Origin of the sequence: Streptomyces virginiae (assembly GCF_041432505.1) — a bacterium.
GTDB lineage: Bacteria > Actinomycetota > Actinomycetes > Streptomycetales > Streptomycetaceae > Streptomyces > Streptomyces virginiae_A.
Window position 1 is genome coordinate 3757664 of the sequence record NZ_CP107871.1, and the last position, 13978, is coordinate 3771641.

Below are 13978 nucleotides of genomic sequence, written 5' to 3' on the forward strand. Positions count from 1 at the left end.
CAGGCCCTGTCTACTGTTGGACGGTCCTTGGGCGACTCATTCCGAAAGTGCCCGTTGCGCGGTCTGAGCTTTGCTCTTCAGGCTAGCCCTTTACCTGCCTACGGCATCTTTTGTGCCGCGTTCTTTGCCGCGACGACCGCGTCGAACACCTCGCGCTTGGGTACGCCGATCTCGGCCGCGACCGCCGCGATGGCCTCCTTGCGCCGCTCCCCCGCCTCCTCGCGCACCCGTACCCGGCGCACCAGCTCCTCGTCGTCCACATCACCGAGCACCGCGGCCGGGGCGCCCTCGACCACGACGGTGATCTCCCCGCGCACGCCCTCGGCGGCCCAGGCCGCGAGCTCGCCGAGCCCGCCGCGCTTGACCTCCTCGTAGGTCTTGGTCAGTTCGCGGCAGACGGCGGCCCGCCGGTCGGCTCCGAAGACCTCGGCCATCGCGGCCAGGGTGTCGTCGAGCCGGTGCGGGGCCTCGAAGTAGACGAGCGTGCGCCGCTCGCCCTCGACCTCGCGCAGTCGGCTCAGGCGCTCCCCCGCCTTGCGCGGCAGGAATCCCTCGAAGCAGAACCGGTCCACCGGCAGCCCGGACATGGCGAGCGCGGTGAGCACCGCGGACGGCCCGGGGACGGCGGTGACCTTGATGTCCTTCTCCACGGCGGCGGCGACCAGCCGGTAGCCGGGGTCGGAGACCGAGGGCATGCCCGCGTCGGTCACCAGCAGGACGCGCGCGCCGCCGGTCAGGGCCTCGACCAGTTCCGGGGTGCGCGCCGACTCGTTGCCCTCGAAGTACGACAGGACGCGCCCGGTGGTGTGCACGCCGAGCCCCTGGGTCAGCCGGCGCAGCCGCCGGGTGTCCTCGGCGGCGATCACATCGGCCCGCTCCAGCTCGGTCGCCAGTCGCGGCGGGGCGTCCGCGAGATCGCCGATGGGGGTGCCGGCGAGCACGAGCGTGCCCATCAGGCCCTCGGCCGGGGCGGCGGTGGTGGTGGTGGGCTCGGTACCGCGGGGCTGGTCAGTCGTCACCCGCCCATCCTCTCAGCCCCGTGCCTCGCCGCCCCACGCCGCTGGTGGCGCACACAGATCTCTTCCCTACGATGTGCCGGTGACCAGTACCGCGACGCCACCGCCCAGCCCCGCGGGGGCCCCGCCCGCCTCAACGGCGGGACGCGAGGACGAGCCGCCCACCTGGCTGCGCCGACTGCGCGGCTTCGGCTACGTGCCGCCCGCCGCCGCTTCCGCGCGCGCGGACGTCCGCACCCGCCTGGTGCCCCCGTACGCCAAGCCGTCCAAGCAACTGTGGATGACCTTCGGCCTGCCACCGCAGGTGTGGGGGACCTGGCAGCTGATCGTCTCGTGGGTGGGGCCGCTGCTGGTGGCGCTGGTGGCCGGGGTGCTGCGGTTCGTGCACCTGGGCAGCCCCAAGGCGGTGATATTCGACGAGACGTACTACGCCAAGGACGCCTGGGCCACGATCCGCCAGGGCTACGAGGCGAGCTGGCCCAAGGACATCGACGCCTCGATCCTCGCCAACCCGGACGGGGTCGCCCTCCCGACCGATCCGGGCTACGTCGTGCACCCGCCGGTCGGCAAATGGGTGATTGGGGCCGGCGAGTGGATGTTCGGGTTCACGCCCTTCGGCTGGCGGTTCATGACCGCCGTGCTCGGCACCCTGTCGGTGTTCATGCTGTGCCGGATCGGGCGCCGCCTCTTCCGCTCGACCTTCCTGGGCTGCCTGGCGGGCGCGCTGCTGGCGGTGGACGGCCTGCACCTGGTGATGAGCCGGACGGCGCTGCTGGACCTGGTGCTGATGTTCTTCGTGCTCGCAGCCTTCGGGGCCCTGCTCATCGACCGCGACCGGGCCAGAGCCCGGCTCGCGGACGCGTTGCCGGTGGACGAGGAGGGCCGGACCCGGCCCGACGCGAAGATCGCCGAGACGCTGCGGCTGGGATGGCGGCCGTACCGGATCCTGGCGGGCGTCTGCCTGGGTCTGGCCGCGGGCACGAAGTGGAACGGCTTCGTCATCCTCGCCTTCTTCGGTGTCCTCACCGTGCTGTGGGACGCCGCCGCGCGCCGCACCGCGGGCGCGGGGGCCCCGTACGCCTCGATGCTGCGGCGCGACGCGCTGCCCGCCTTCGTGTCCACCGTCCCGGTCGCGATCGCCACGTACCTGGCCTCGTGGTCGGGCTGGATCCTCAGCCCGGACAACGGCAAGGGCGGCTATCTGCGCGACTGGGCGGCCAAGTACGACCAGGGCAGTTCGCTGAGCTTCCTGCCGGAGTGGCTGCGCAGCCTGTGGCACTACGAGACCGAGGTCTACAGCTTCCACGTGGGCCTGACCTCGGGGCACACCTACGAGTCCAACCCGTGGAGCTGGCTGGTCCTGGGTCGGCCCGTCTCCTACTTCTACGAGTCCCCCGAACCCGGCACCGACGGCTGCCCGGCGACCGCGGCGGGCAAGTGCGCCCGCGAGGTGCTGGCCCTGGGCACCCCGCTGCTGTGGTGGGCGGGCTGCTTCGCGCTGCTGTACCTGCTGTGGCGGTGGTTCTTCCGCCGTGACTGGCGGGCGGGCGCGATCGCGTGCGCGCTGGGTGCGGGTCTGCTGCCCTGGTTCAACTACCAGGAACGGACGATCTTCTACTTCTACGCGGTGGTCTTCGTCCCGTACCTGTGTCTGGCGGTGGCGATGATGATCGGAGCCCTGCTGGGCCCGGCCGGATCGAGCGAACGCCGCCGGGCGCTGGGCGCGATCGGCGCGGGCGTCCTGGTCCTGCTGATCGCCTGGAACTTCATCTACTTCTGGCCGATCTACACGGGCCAGACCCTGCCCATGGACTCCTGGCGCGGCCGCATGTGGCTGGACACCTGGGTCTAGCAGCGAAACGAGGGCCCCGATGCCGGACGGCGTCGGGGCCCTCGTTTTTCGCCGTTACCGGGACGCCTCGCAGGCGGATTGCGCGGCGTCCTTGCTCGCGCCGACCGCGACCAGGCTGGCGTTGCAGCTGGTCAGGTTGCCGATGTACCCCTGGTAGCACGCCTCCCCGGCGCCGTCCGTGGCCTTCGGGGCGTGCTGGGCGACGTACTGCTCGCACGCCTTGACGTCCGCGTGGGCGGACGGGGCGGCGACGACGGCGCCGCCGAGGACGAGGGCGAGGCCTGCCAGGATGCCGGGGATACGAGTCGACGGACGCATGCGGATGCACCTGCTCTCTCGGTGGGTCACGCGGTCCGCCGACGCGCCGGACCGCGGGCGGGGGCGGCGGTGCGGAGCGGGCACTCCGGTGGGCGACCGGCTCGGCGCAACGGTCACCCTCGCCCTTCCGACGCTAGAACACGGCACCGGGGCATGCACGTCAGGCCTTGAGCGGCCGGCCGAGCGTGACCGGTCCGAAGTCGGTCGGCAGATGGCGCACGGCCCGCGCCGCGGCCTCGGGCGCCGTGGGGAACACGCCGAGGTTCGGGGTGATGAAGCCGGTGCCCACCCCGTAGGTGCCGTCGCCGCCGGCGCTCAGGCACGGACTGCCGAGCGTCAGGCTCGGGCGGGTGGTGGAGGAGAAGCGCAGCGTCCAGTGGCTCGTGAACGGGTAGAGGGCGCGCAGGGCCGGCTCGGCGTAGGCCGCCTCGACCAGGGCCTGGTACTGCGCCTGCCAGGCGTACTCCAGCTCGCGCGCCTCCCGGAGCATGCCCTGCCACTCCGATTCCACCAGGCGGACGGGGTCGAGGTCGGGCACCTCGAAGCGGCCCGTCAGGTGCGCGAACGGGGCCGCCCGCCGGATGTCGTCGAGGGATTCGCCGTCCTGCCAGGCCCGGGCCGCCCTGGCGACCTGGGCCAGGTCGTCCGTGTCCCCGTCGACGAGGCACATGCCCTGGAACGGCTCCCCGCCGCGGATCGACCAGCACCGCTCGCGTGTCGAGGCGTCGATCCGCAGCGGCTCGCGGTGCGGCAGTGTGCTCGCGACGCTCCCGTACAGCAGGAGGGAGTCGGGCGAGGCCGCGGGGACGGCTTCGAGGTGGCCGTCCGCGGCGGCTCGGAGCGCCGCGGCGAGGCTGCCGTGGGCCGCGACGTCGGGGTAGAGGGCGGCGGGATCGTGGGGTGTGGACACAGCTCCCGATTGTGCCCGGCCCGCGGGCCGGGGCTCCCCCCGGATGTCCCGGTCCGGTAACAACGACGTACCGGAAGGCTGCACAGAGTAAAGTCCGCACCAAGGGTTCTTTGAACATGTTCAGAGAGCCGTATTCATGGGGGAAGGACTCAAGTGAACGGGGCAGCGAAGGGTGCCGTCATCGGCGGGGTGTTCCTCGCCCTGGTCGGCGGCGCCGGGTACGGGGTGTACACGCTGGTCGGCGACGCCGACGGAGAAGGCAAGGGCCCGGACGGCGAGACCTCCGTCCAGGCCGAGAAGGGCAGCGGGCCGGTCAGCGAGAAGGACGCCGCGAAGACCGCCAAGGCCTTCCTGGCCGCGTGGGCGGCCGGGGACGAGCGGGTGGCCGCCGACCTGACGAACAACGCCGCGGCCGCGCAGGCCGCGGTCGGGGACTTCAGGACCAAGTCGTACGTGTCGAAGGCCGTGATCACCCCCGGCACGCCGAACGGCACCGTCGTGCCGTTCAAGGTCGAGGCGGAGATCACGTACGAGGGCACGACCAAGCCGCTCGCCTACGACTCCCAGCTGACCGTGGTACGCGGGCTGACCAGCGGAAAGCCGCTGGTCGACTGGCAGCCCTCGGTGATCCACCCGCAGCTCCAGAAGGACGAGAAGCTGCGCGCGGGCGCTCCGGCGAACCCGCCGGTCAAGGCGGTCGACCGCAACGGCGAGGAGCTGACCGCGGAGAAGTACCCCTCGCTGCGCCAGGTCCTGGACGAGCTGCGCCAGAGCTACGGCAGCAAGGCGGGCGGCAAGCCGGGGGCCGAGCTGTGGATCGAGCCGGCCGCCAAGGACGCCCCCAAGCGGACCTTGCTGACCCTCGTCGAGGGCGAGCCGAGCACCCTCAAGACGTACCTGGACGCGAAGGTGCAGGCGGCGGCCGAGCAGGCGGTCGCCAAGTTCCCGGAGGCATCGGTGGTCGCCGTGCAGCCGAGCAACGGGCACATCCTGGCCGTCGCGAACAACCGCAAGGACGGCTTCAACGCGGCGATGCGGGGCAACCGGGCGCCCGGATCCACGATGAAGATCGTGACGGCGGCGATGCTGCTGGACCGCGGCCTGGTCTCCGCTGACAAGCCGGCGCCGTGCGAGAAGACGGTGACCTGGGGTCGCGAGTTCCACAACCTGGACCACTTCGATCTGCCGCCCGGCACCAACTTCGCGACCTCGTTCGCGCGTTCCTGCAACACCGCCTTCATCAAGCAGATCAAGCCCGTCGACGACGACTCCGCGCTGCCGAACGAGGCCACGGAGGTCTTCGGCATCGGCCTGGACTGGAAGACCGGCATCCTGTCCACCGACGGCAAGGTCCCGCCGGCCACGGGCGCGGCGGCGGCCGCCGAGTACATCGGCCAGGGCCAGATCACCATGAACCCGCTGAACGTCGCGTCCATCACCGCCACGGCCCGCACCGGCGTCTTCCGCCAGCCGGTGCTGGTCTCGCCGGAGCTCGACGGCCGCAAGCTCGCGACGGCCGAGCGCAGGATGAAGTCCTCGGTGCAGCAGCAACTGGTCGGCATGATGAAGCTGACGGCCACCAGCGGCACCGCCCAGAAGGCGATGGCCTCGGTCCGCGGCTCGGACAAGGGCGCCAAGACCGGCTCGGCGGAGGTCGGCGGGGCCGGGGAGAGCCCTGACAGCTGGTTCACCGGCTTCAGCGGTGATGTGGCCGCGGCCGCGATGGTGGAGGGCGGCGGCCACGGCGGCGAGGCGGCGGGCCCGATCGTCGCCCAGGTGCTGAACGCGGGCTGACGGGGGCCGACCGGGTGTCGGCGACGCGACCGGCCAGGACCCGACCGGGCCGGAGCGACCGGCCCGGGCCTCGGCCCCGGCCCCGGCCGAAATCGGTCGTGTCGCCGCGCCCGGCGGCGATAGCGTCGCGGCATGACGACGTCCACGCACCCCCTGTTCGCCGAGGCCCTCACCGGGCTGGGCCTCGACCTCACCGTCCGGACCTTTCCCGAAGGGACCCGTACGGCCGCCGACGCGGCGGCCGCGATCGGCTGCGAGCTGAGCCAGATCGTCAAGTCGCTGATCTTCGCCGCGGACGGGGTCCCGGTGCTGGTCCTGATGGACGGGGCCTCGCGCGTGGACGTGGAGGCCGTACGCCGCGAGCTCGGCGCCGGGAAGGTGACGCGGGCCGACGCCGCCCTGGTCCGGGAGACCACGGGCTACGCGATCGGCGGGGTCCCGCCCTTCGGGCACCGCACGCGGACCCGGGTGCTGGCCGACCGGTCGCTGCTGGCCCACGAGGAGATCTGGGCGGCGGCCGGTACCCCGACCACGGTGTTCCCGATGGCCCCGCAGGAGCTCATCGCCTACGCGGGAGCCACGCTCGCCGACGTACGCGAGCGGAGCGAGAAGGTCGGGCCGACCGGGCCGAACGAGCGGGCCTCAGAGGGCTGACAGGGCCGACTTCAGGGCCCGGACCAGGGCCTGTGCCCGCGGGTCCGCGGTGACCGACTTGGCGTGGGCGTTGGTGACGTAGCCGAAGCCGATGCCCGCCTCCGGGTCCGCGAAGGCCAGGGAGCCGCCGCGGCCGGGGTGGCCGAAGGAGGCCGGCGAGAGCAGCGGCGAGGCCGGGCCGTGCAGCATGTAGCCGGCGCCGAAGCGGGTGTTCACGACGAGCACCCGGTCCGGCCCGGCGGAATGCTCCTGAGCGGCGAGCGCGGTGGTGGCCGGGGTGAAGATCCGCGCGCCGTCCTCGACCACGCCGATGGTGGCTCCGTAGAACCGGGCCAGGGCGCGGGCCGTCCCGATGCCGTTCGAGGCGGGGAGTTCGGCGGCCCGGTAGGCGGGGTCGTTCTCGTCGGGCAGCGGGTCGATGGCGGCGAAGGCGCGGCGGGTGAGGGAGTCCGGGTCGGCGTAGGCCTCGGACACGTTGCGCCGCGGCCGGGTCCGCAGCATGCCGGCGCTCTCGGGCGGCTCCACCGGCGCGACCAGGCCCACCCGGTGGGTCTCGGTCTCCGGAAGGCCGATCCAGAACTCCAGCCCCAGCGGTTCGGCGATCTCCTCCGCCAGGACGCAGCCCAGGGTGCGGCCGGTCGCCCGCAGCACCAGCTCGGACAGCAGCCAGCTGTAGGTCTGCGCGTGGTAGCCGTGCTCGGTGCCCGGCTCCCAGAAGGGCCGCTGCGCGGCGACCGCGTGCGCCCCGGACACACCGTCGGCGGCCTCGGCGGCGCTCAGCCCCCGGTCCAGTGCCGGTATGCCCGCCCGGTGCGCGAGCACGTCGCGGACCAGGATCCGTTCCTTGCCGCCGGTCTTGAACTCCGGCCAGTACGAGCCCACGGGCGCGTCCAGGTCCATCAGTCCGCGCTGGTGCAGCAGCAGCGGCACGGCGGCTGCCACGCCCTTGGTCGCGGAGCGGACGATCTGCGCGGTGTACTCGGTCCAGGGCTCGGTGCCGTGCGCGTCCTTCGTGCCGGCCCACAGGTCGACGACCTTGCGGCCGTCGCGGTACACGGCCACGGCCGCGCCCCGGTCCCCGAGCACCTCGAAGTTGCGTACGAACGCGTCCCTGACGGGCTCGAAGCCCTCCGTCACCACACCCTGGATGTCCACGTGCGGTGCAACAAACGCGGACCGGTGCTTATGCCACCGATACCGAACGCGGGTCGAAGCCGAAGGGCAGCTCCAGCCGGTGGGCCCGCATCAGCTTCTCGTCGCACAGCAGGTCCTGGGTGCCGCCGTCGGCCGCGATGACCCCCTCGCTGAGGATCACCGAACGCGGGCACAGTTCCAGCGCGTACGGCAGGTCGTGCGTCACCATCAGCACGGTCACGTCCAGCGAGCGCAGGATGTCCGCGAGCTCGCGGCGCGAGGCCGGGTCCAGGTTGGACGAGGGCTCGTCCAGGACCAGGATGTCGGGCCGCATGGCCAGGACGGTCGCCACCGCGACGCGGCGGCGCTGGCCGAAGGACAGGTGGTGCGGCGGCCGGTCGGCGAAGTCCGCCATGCCGACCTGGTCGAGGGCCGCCCGGACCCGCTCCTCCAGCTCGGCACCGCGCATGCCGGCCGCCGCCGGGCCGAAGGCCACGTCCTCGCGCACGGTCGGCATGAACAGCTGGTCGTCGGGGTCCTGGAAGACGATGCCGACCCGGCGGCGGATCTCGGCGAGGTTGCGCTTCTCCACCGGCAGCCCGGCCACGGTCACCGAGCCGACCCCGCCGCCGAGGATGCCGTTGAGGTGCAGCACCAGCGTGGTCTTGCCCGCGCCGTTGGGTCCGAGCAGGGCGACCCGCTCGCCCTTTCCGACGGTGAGGTCCACGCCGAAGAGGGCCTGGTGGCCGTCGGGGTAGGCGTAGGCGAGGCCGGCGACTTCGAGGGAGGGAGTGAGGGAGGGAGTTCGGGTCACAGGGTCCATCCCATCAGACAGACGGCGAGGGCCGTCACCGGGAGCGTGGACGCGTACGCCCACTGGGCGCGCGTGGCGGCGACCTCGTCGATCACCGGCATCGAGCCGGTGTAGCCGCGGCTGACCATGGCGAGGTAGACCCGCTCGCCGCGCTCGTAGGAGCGGATGAACAGCGCGCCGGCGGTCTTGGCCAGTACCCCCCAGTGTCGGATTCCGCGGGCCTCGAAGCCGCGGGAGCGGCGGGCGATGGACATCCGGCGCAGCTCGTCGCTGATCACATCGCCGTAGCGGATCATGAAGGAGGCGATCTGGACGAGCAGGGGCGGCAGCTTCAGCCGTTGCAGGCCCAGCAGCAGGACCCGCAGCTCGGTCGTCGAGGCGAGCAGGACGGAGGCGGCCACGCCCAGGGTTCCCTTGGCGAGGACGTTCCAGGCGCCCCAGAGGCCCGAGACGCTGAGCGACATGCCGAGCACCTCCACCCGCTCGCCCTCGGCGACGAAGGGCATGAGCACGGCGAAGGCGACGAAAGGCACCTCGATCAGCAGCCGTCGGAGCAGGAAGCCGGCCGGGATCCGGGCGACGGCGGCCACCGCCGCGATGAGGACGGCGTACAGGCCGAAGGCCCACACCGCCTCGCGCGGTGTGGACACGACGACCACGACGAAGGCCAGGGTCGCGGCGAGCTTGCAGTGCGGGGGCAGGGCATGGACCGGCGAGTGGCCCTCGCGGTAGAGCTTGTGGGCGTGGCCGGCCCCCATGTCAGCCTGCCGAGGCGGAGGTGGAAGGGGCGGTGGAGGTGGCGGTCAGGTCCTCGGTGCGGCGGCGGCGCACGGCCCAGAAGATCCCGGTGCCGGCGACGACGGTCACGCCGACGCCGATGACCCCGGCGAGGCCGCCGGACAGGCGGGCGTCGTCGACGTCCTTGACGCCGTAGTCGGCGAGCGGGGAGTTCGCCGCGGCGTGCTCCTCGACCTTCTCGTCGATGCCCTTGTCCGCGGCGACCTTCTCCAGGCCGTCGGGGCTGGCGGAGGCGTAGAAGGAGACGAATCCGGCGAGCACGAGGGCGGTGACCAGGCCGGTCACCCACACCTTGCGGGTCGAGCCGGCGCCGGCGGGCGCGGGCGCGGCGGCCGCGGCCGGCGCGTCGACGAGCGCGCCGTCGACGCGCAGCTTCAGGCGCGTGGTGAGCCCGCGGGCTCCGTGCACCAGGTCGGGACGGACGGCGATGACGGCGCCCACGGTGGCCGCGGTGATGGCGGCCTCGCCGATGCCGATGAGCACGTGCACGCCGACCATGGCGGTGATCACCTTGCCGATGGGCACGTCGGTGGTGCCACCGATGGCGTAGACGGCGGTGAAGGCCGCGGCCGCGGCGGGCACCGAGAGCAGGGCGCCGGTGAAGGCGGCCACGGTCACGGAGCGGCGGGTGGACGGCAGGATCCGCAGCAGCCCGCGGAAGATCGCGTGGGCGACGACGACGGTGACGACGCCCATGACGGTGATGTTCACGCCGAGGGCGGTCAGGCCGCCGTCGGCGAAGAGGATGCCCTGCATGAGCAGGACGACGGACACGCACAGCACGCCGGTGTAGGGGCCGACGAGTATCGCGGCGAGCGCGCCGCCCAGTAGATGGCCGCTGGTGCCGGCGGCGACCGGGAAGTTCAGCATCTGGACGGCGAAGATGAAGGCGGCGACGAGACCGGCGAGCGGCGCGGTGCGCTCGTCGAGTTCGCGCCGGGCGCCGCGGAGGCTGACGGCCACCGCGGCGGCGGCCACCACTCCGGCGGCCACCGACACGGGTGCGTTGATGAATCCGTCGGGCACATGCATGGAGTGGCTCCGCTTCTTACTCAGTCTTTAGCTGTTCAACCATAGTGCCCAGTTGCAAACCGTTGGCAAGAGCGGTGGCATCACAAATAGAACCGCGCGCTTTCGTGGGAATGTGCGAGGCTGGACGGGACAAACGGACGCAAATGTTCCGATTTCGAGGAGTCTTGTCGATGTCAGCCACCGCCGAGAATCCACCAGCGACCGCCACCGCAAGCGCCGTCGAGGAGCGGGTACGCGCCCGCGTGATCACGGACGATCCCCTCTACCGGACGATCCCCGTCGCCCTGCGCTTCGCCGCCGCCGAGCCGCTGGCCGTACGGATCGTCTTCCCGGCAGGCCTGTCTCCCGAGGGCACCGACAACGAGTGGGTCTTCCCCCGGGCCCTGCTGGAGGCCGGCCTCCAGGCTCCGACCGGGACCGGGGACGTACGCGTCTGGCCCTGCGGCCGCGTCCAGGCGGTCGTCGAGTTCCACTCCCCCGAGGGCGTCGCGGTCGTCCAGTTCGACATCGCCGCGCTGCGCCGGTTCCTCCGCCGCACCTACGCGCCCGCGGTGTCCGCCGCGTCCGCCACCCGATAGGCCCAACGGGCCCGGCCCCGTACCACCTGGTGATCAGGCGGTACGGGGCCGGGCTGCGTCGTGCGTGCGGTGCTGTGCTGTGCTGTGCCGTGCTGTCGGCCCGAACGAGGCCGTCAGGTTCAGGCGTCGACCAGCTCGCGGTCCTTGTCCGGGCCCTTCGGGGAGCCCGCGGACTTCTCCAGGTGCTTGCGCAGGCTCTCGCCCTCCACGTCCACGTTCGGCAGCAGCCGGTCCAGCCACTTCGGCAGCCACCACGCCTTGTGCCCGAGCAGGGCGAGCACCGCCGGGACGATGGCCATGCGGACCACGAAGGCGTCGAAGAAGACGGCGACGGCCAGACCGAAACCGATCATCTTGACCATCTGCTCGCTGGCCCCGATGAAGCCCGCGAACACCGCGATCATGATGACGGCGGCGGCCACGACGACCCGCGCGCTGTACTGGAAGCCGGTGACCACGGCCTGGCCCGGGCGCTCGCCGTGGACGTACGCCTCACGCATCCGGGTGACGAGGAAGACCTCGTAGTCCATGGCCAGACCGAAGACCACACCGACCATGAAGATCGGCATCATCGACATGATCGGACCGGTCTGCTCCACCCCGAAGACCGAGCCGAGCCAGCCCCACTGGAAGACCGCGACGACGGCGCCGAGCGCGGCGACGACCGAGAGCAGGAACCCGAGGGCCGCCTTGAGCGGGACCAGGATCGAGCGGAAGACGAGCATCAGCAGCAGGAAGGCGAGACCCACGACGAGCGCCAGGTAGGGCAGCAGCGCGTCGTTCATCTTCTGCGAGAAGTCGATGTTCATGGCGGTGGCGCCGGTGACGAGGACGTCCTCCCCGCTGCCGTCACGGATCTCGTGGACCAGTTCCTCGGTGTGGGTGGAGGAGGGGCGGTCCTTCGGGATGACGGTGATGACCGCGGCGTCGCCGGCCTTGTTGAGGGTCGGCGGGGTGACCGCGACGACCCCGTCCAGGCCCTTGATCCGGTCGACGGTGGAGTCGGCGAGCGCCTTGTCGCCGTCGACGACCACCATCAGCGGGCCGTTGAAGCCCGGACCGAAGCCGTCGGACAGCAGGTCGTACGCCTGGCGCTGGGTGGTGGAGACCGGCTGGGCGCCGTCGTCCGGCAGACCCATCTCCAGCTTGCTCGCCGGGATGGCGATGACGCCGAGACCGATCACACCGGCCAGCAGCACCATGACGGGGCGGCGCAGGACGAAGCGGGCCCAGCGGGTACCGCCGTTGGCCTTCTTCTCGGCGCCCGCCGGCTTGCCCTTGCCGAACAGCCGGCTCTTCTCGCCCGCCGGCAGCACCCTCTTGCCCGCGAAGGCGAGGATGGCCGGGACCAGGGTCAGCGCGACGAGCACGGCGATGACCACGGTGCCCGCGGCCGCGAAGCCCATCTTGGTCAGCATCGGGAGGTTGACGACGGCCAGGCCCACCAGGGCGATGACCACGGTCAGACCGGCGAAGACGACGGCGGAACCAGCAGTTCCGACTGCGCGGCCGGCGGCCTCGTCCCGCTCGCGGCCCTCGGCGAGCTCCACGCGGTAGCGGGAGACGATGAAGAGGGCGTAGTCGATGCCGACCGCGAGGCCGATCATCGTCGCGAGGGTGGCGGTGGTGTTGCCGAGGTCGAGCACGTTGGCGAGCGCGGTGATGGAGGAGACACCGATGCCCACGCCGATGATCGCGGTCAGCAGCGGCAGACCGGCGGCGATCAGCGAGCCGAAGGTGATGACGAGGACGATCGCGGCGACCGCGATGCCGATGATCTCGCCGGAGCCCGTCTCGGGGGCCGCCATCAGCGCGTCGCCACCGATCTGGACGTTCAGCCCGGCGGCCTTGGCGGCCTCGCCCGAACCCTTGAGCGCCTCGCGGGTGTCGTCCTTCAGCTCCATGCCGTTGACCGTGTACTTGGCGCTGATGTAGGCGGTGGAGCCGTCCTGGCTCACGGCCTGGACCTCGTACGGGTCGGCGACGGAGGAGATCTCGGCCGCGCCCGGCCCGGTCTTCAGGCTCGAGACGATCTTCTGGACCTCGGCCTTGGGGCCGGGGTCGGTGACCTTGGCGCCCTCGGGGGCCTTGATGACGATGCGGGCGGTGGCGCCGTCGGCGGCCATGCCCGGGAAGCGCTCGTCCAGCAGGTCGAAGGCCTTCTGGGCCTCCGAACCGGGTATCGAGAACGAGCCGGAGGTGGGCGCGGCCGCCGAGGCGGCGCCGAAGCCGGCGGCGAACAGCAGCGCCACCCAGAGGAGGGCGACGAGGCCGCGGCGCCGGAAGGCGCCTCTGCCGAGTCGGTAGAGGAAGGTAGCCACGTCGGTGGTTCTCCCGTTCAGGTCGTGGGATGGATCCGGATCGGATCAGGGCGTGAGGAGCCGGCCCGACGACGAGAGCGGCGTGTCAGGAACAGCGAGGAGCCGTGCTGGGGACGGGGAGGATCGAGGATCAGACGCCGAGGGCGGGGAAGACCACGGCGTCGATGAAGTCACCGAGGAAGGCCCGGTCCACCGGGCGGTCCTCGATCAACGGGAGCGCGATGAACGCCCCGATGAGCATGTGCGGTACGAAGTCGAGCGCGGGACAGTCCGGGCGGATCTCGCCCCGGTCCACCGCACGCCGCAGCATCGCCTGGAGACCGTTGATCTCCGGGTCGACCAGCAGGTCGCGCAGGGCCTTGTGCAGCTCCGGGCTCTCGTGGACGGCATGGGCCAGACCCCGCATCAGCGCGGTGTCCTTGGCCATCTGCGCGTCGTCGGAGTGCTCGACCATGCGCGCGAAGTCCCCGCGGAGGCTGCCCGTGTCGATCTCGCGCAGCGAGACCGGTTGCGTGCAGCGCAGGGCCTTGGCGACCAGCTCCGGCTTGCTCCCCCACTGGCGGTAGAGGGTGGCCTTGCTGGACTTCGTACGGGCGGCGACCGCGTCCATGGTCAGCGCCTCGTAGCCGACGTCACGCAGGAGGTCGAGGACCGCCTCGTGCAGTTCGGCCTGCCGCTCCGGGGTGATCCGGCTACGCCGGGCCGCCATCGCCTCGGTCATGTCCGTGCCTCCCGTCGAAGCGAAACTGTTCCGTAC

The 13978-nt window shown here is 72.0% G+C and carries 13 protein-coding genes; 4 read left to right on the plus strand and 9 right to left on the minus strand.

Going from position 1 to position 13978, the window contains the following annotated elements; genetic code table 11:
- Positions 1-98: 98 nt before the first annotated feature.
- Positions 99-956: a 16S rRNA (cytidine(1402)-2'-O)-methyltransferase gene (gene rsmI, locus OG624_RS17425; protein WP_371640857.1), complete on the minus strand. Its 858-nt coding sequence runs from the start codon at positions 954-956 to the stop codon at positions 99-101.
- A gap of 142 nt (positions 957-1098) precedes the next feature.
- On the opposite strand from rsmI, the gene OG624_RS17430 reads away from it, so the two are divergent.
- On the plus strand, positions 1099-2868 hold the full coding sequence (locus OG624_RS17430) for a dolichyl-phosphate-mannose--protein mannosyltransferase (RefSeq protein WP_371639568.1): 1770 nt from the start codon (positions 1099-1101) through the stop codon (positions 2866-2868).
- Positions 2869-2922: 54 nt separating this feature from the next.
- On the opposite strand, the gene OG624_RS17435 is transcribed toward OG624_RS17430, so the two are convergent.
- Both OG624_RS17435 and OG624_RS17440 read right to left on the minus strand, forming a co-directional pair.
- The gene (locus tag OG624_RS17435; protein WP_161290348.1) at positions 2923-3186 is read right to left on the minus strand and encodes a hypothetical protein; all 264 of its coding nucleotides are present in this window, start codon (positions 3184-3186) and stop codon (positions 2923-2925) included.
- Positions 3187-3346: 160 nt separating this feature from the next.
- Positions 3347-4096 carry a DUF6193 family natural product biosynthesis protein gene (locus OG624_RS17440; protein WP_371639569.1) on the minus strand — a complete coding sequence of 250 codons (750 nt, stop codon included), beginning with the start codon at positions 4094-4096 and terminating at the stop codon, positions 3347-3349.
- A 153-nt stretch (positions 4097-4249) separates the two neighbouring features.
- On the opposite strand from OG624_RS17440, the gene OG624_RS17445 reads away from it, so the two are divergent.
- A complete protein-coding gene (locus OG624_RS17445) occupies positions 4250-5890 on the plus strand; it encodes a penicillin-binding transpeptidase domain-containing protein (protein ID WP_033226702.1) in 1641 nt (546 codons plus the stop codon).
- 132 nt (positions 5891-6022) lie between these two features.
- Complete coding sequence (locus tag OG624_RS17450) at positions 6023-6544, plus strand: YbaK/EbsC family protein (RefSeq protein ID WP_371639570.1); 522 nt, start codon at positions 6023-6025, stop codon at positions 6542-6544.
- On the opposite strand, the gene OG624_RS17455 is transcribed toward OG624_RS17450, so the two are convergent.
- Genes OG624_RS17455 through OG624_RS17470 form a run of 4 tightly spaced genes read right to left on the minus strand, consistent with a single transcriptional unit; the run spans position 6533 to position 10322 of the window.
- Complete coding sequence (locus OG624_RS17455) at positions 6533-7699, minus strand: serine hydrolase domain-containing protein (protein WP_371639571.1); 1167 nt, start codon at positions 7697-7699, stop codon at positions 6533-6535. The two genes, OG624_RS17450 and OG624_RS17455, sit on opposite strands and share 12 nt — an antisense overlap.
- 28 nt (positions 7700-7727) lie before the next feature.
- Positions 7728-8501, minus strand: coding sequence for an energy-coupling factor ABC transporter ATP-binding protein (locus OG624_RS17460; RefSeq protein WP_078909734.1), 774 nt, complete (start codon positions 8499-8501; stop codon positions 7728-7730).
- Entirely contained in the window at positions 8489-9250 is a 762-nt protein-coding gene (gene cbiQ / locus OG624_RS17465) for a cobalt ECF transporter T component CbiQ (RefSeq protein ID WP_371639572.1), read from the minus strand. Before cbiQ ends, OG624_RS17460 begins: the two co-directional genes overlap by 13 nt.
- Before the next feature lies 1 nt (position 9251).
- Complete coding sequence (locus OG624_RS17470) at positions 9252-10322, minus strand: energy-coupling factor ABC transporter permease (protein WP_033226707.1); 1071 nt, start codon at positions 10320-10322, stop codon at positions 9252-9254.
- Positions 10323-10492: 170 nt separating this feature from the next.
- Between OG624_RS17470 and OG624_RS17475 the strand changes: the two genes are divergently transcribed.
- Positions 10493-10900 (plus strand): SsgA family sporulation/cell division regulator, encoded by a 408-nt coding sequence (locus tag OG624_RS17475; RefSeq protein ID WP_033226709.1) that lies wholly within the window; start codon positions 10493-10495, stop codon positions 10898-10900.
- Positions 10901-11019: 119 nt separating this feature from the next.
- Here the strand turns inward: OG624_RS17475 and OG624_RS17480 are convergent, their stop codons facing one another.
- Positions 11020-13221, minus strand: a complete 2202-nt coding sequence (locus OG624_RS17480; protein WP_266360824.1) for an MMPL family transporter — start codon at positions 13219-13221, stop codon at positions 11020-11022.
- Positions 13222-13351: 130 nt separating this feature from the next.
- Complete coding sequence (locus OG624_RS17485; RefSeq protein ID WP_030717084.1) at positions 13352-13942, minus strand: TetR/AcrR family transcriptional regulator; 591 nt, start codon at positions 13940-13942, stop codon at positions 13352-13354.
- Between the last annotated feature and the right edge of the window lie 36 nt (positions 13943-13978).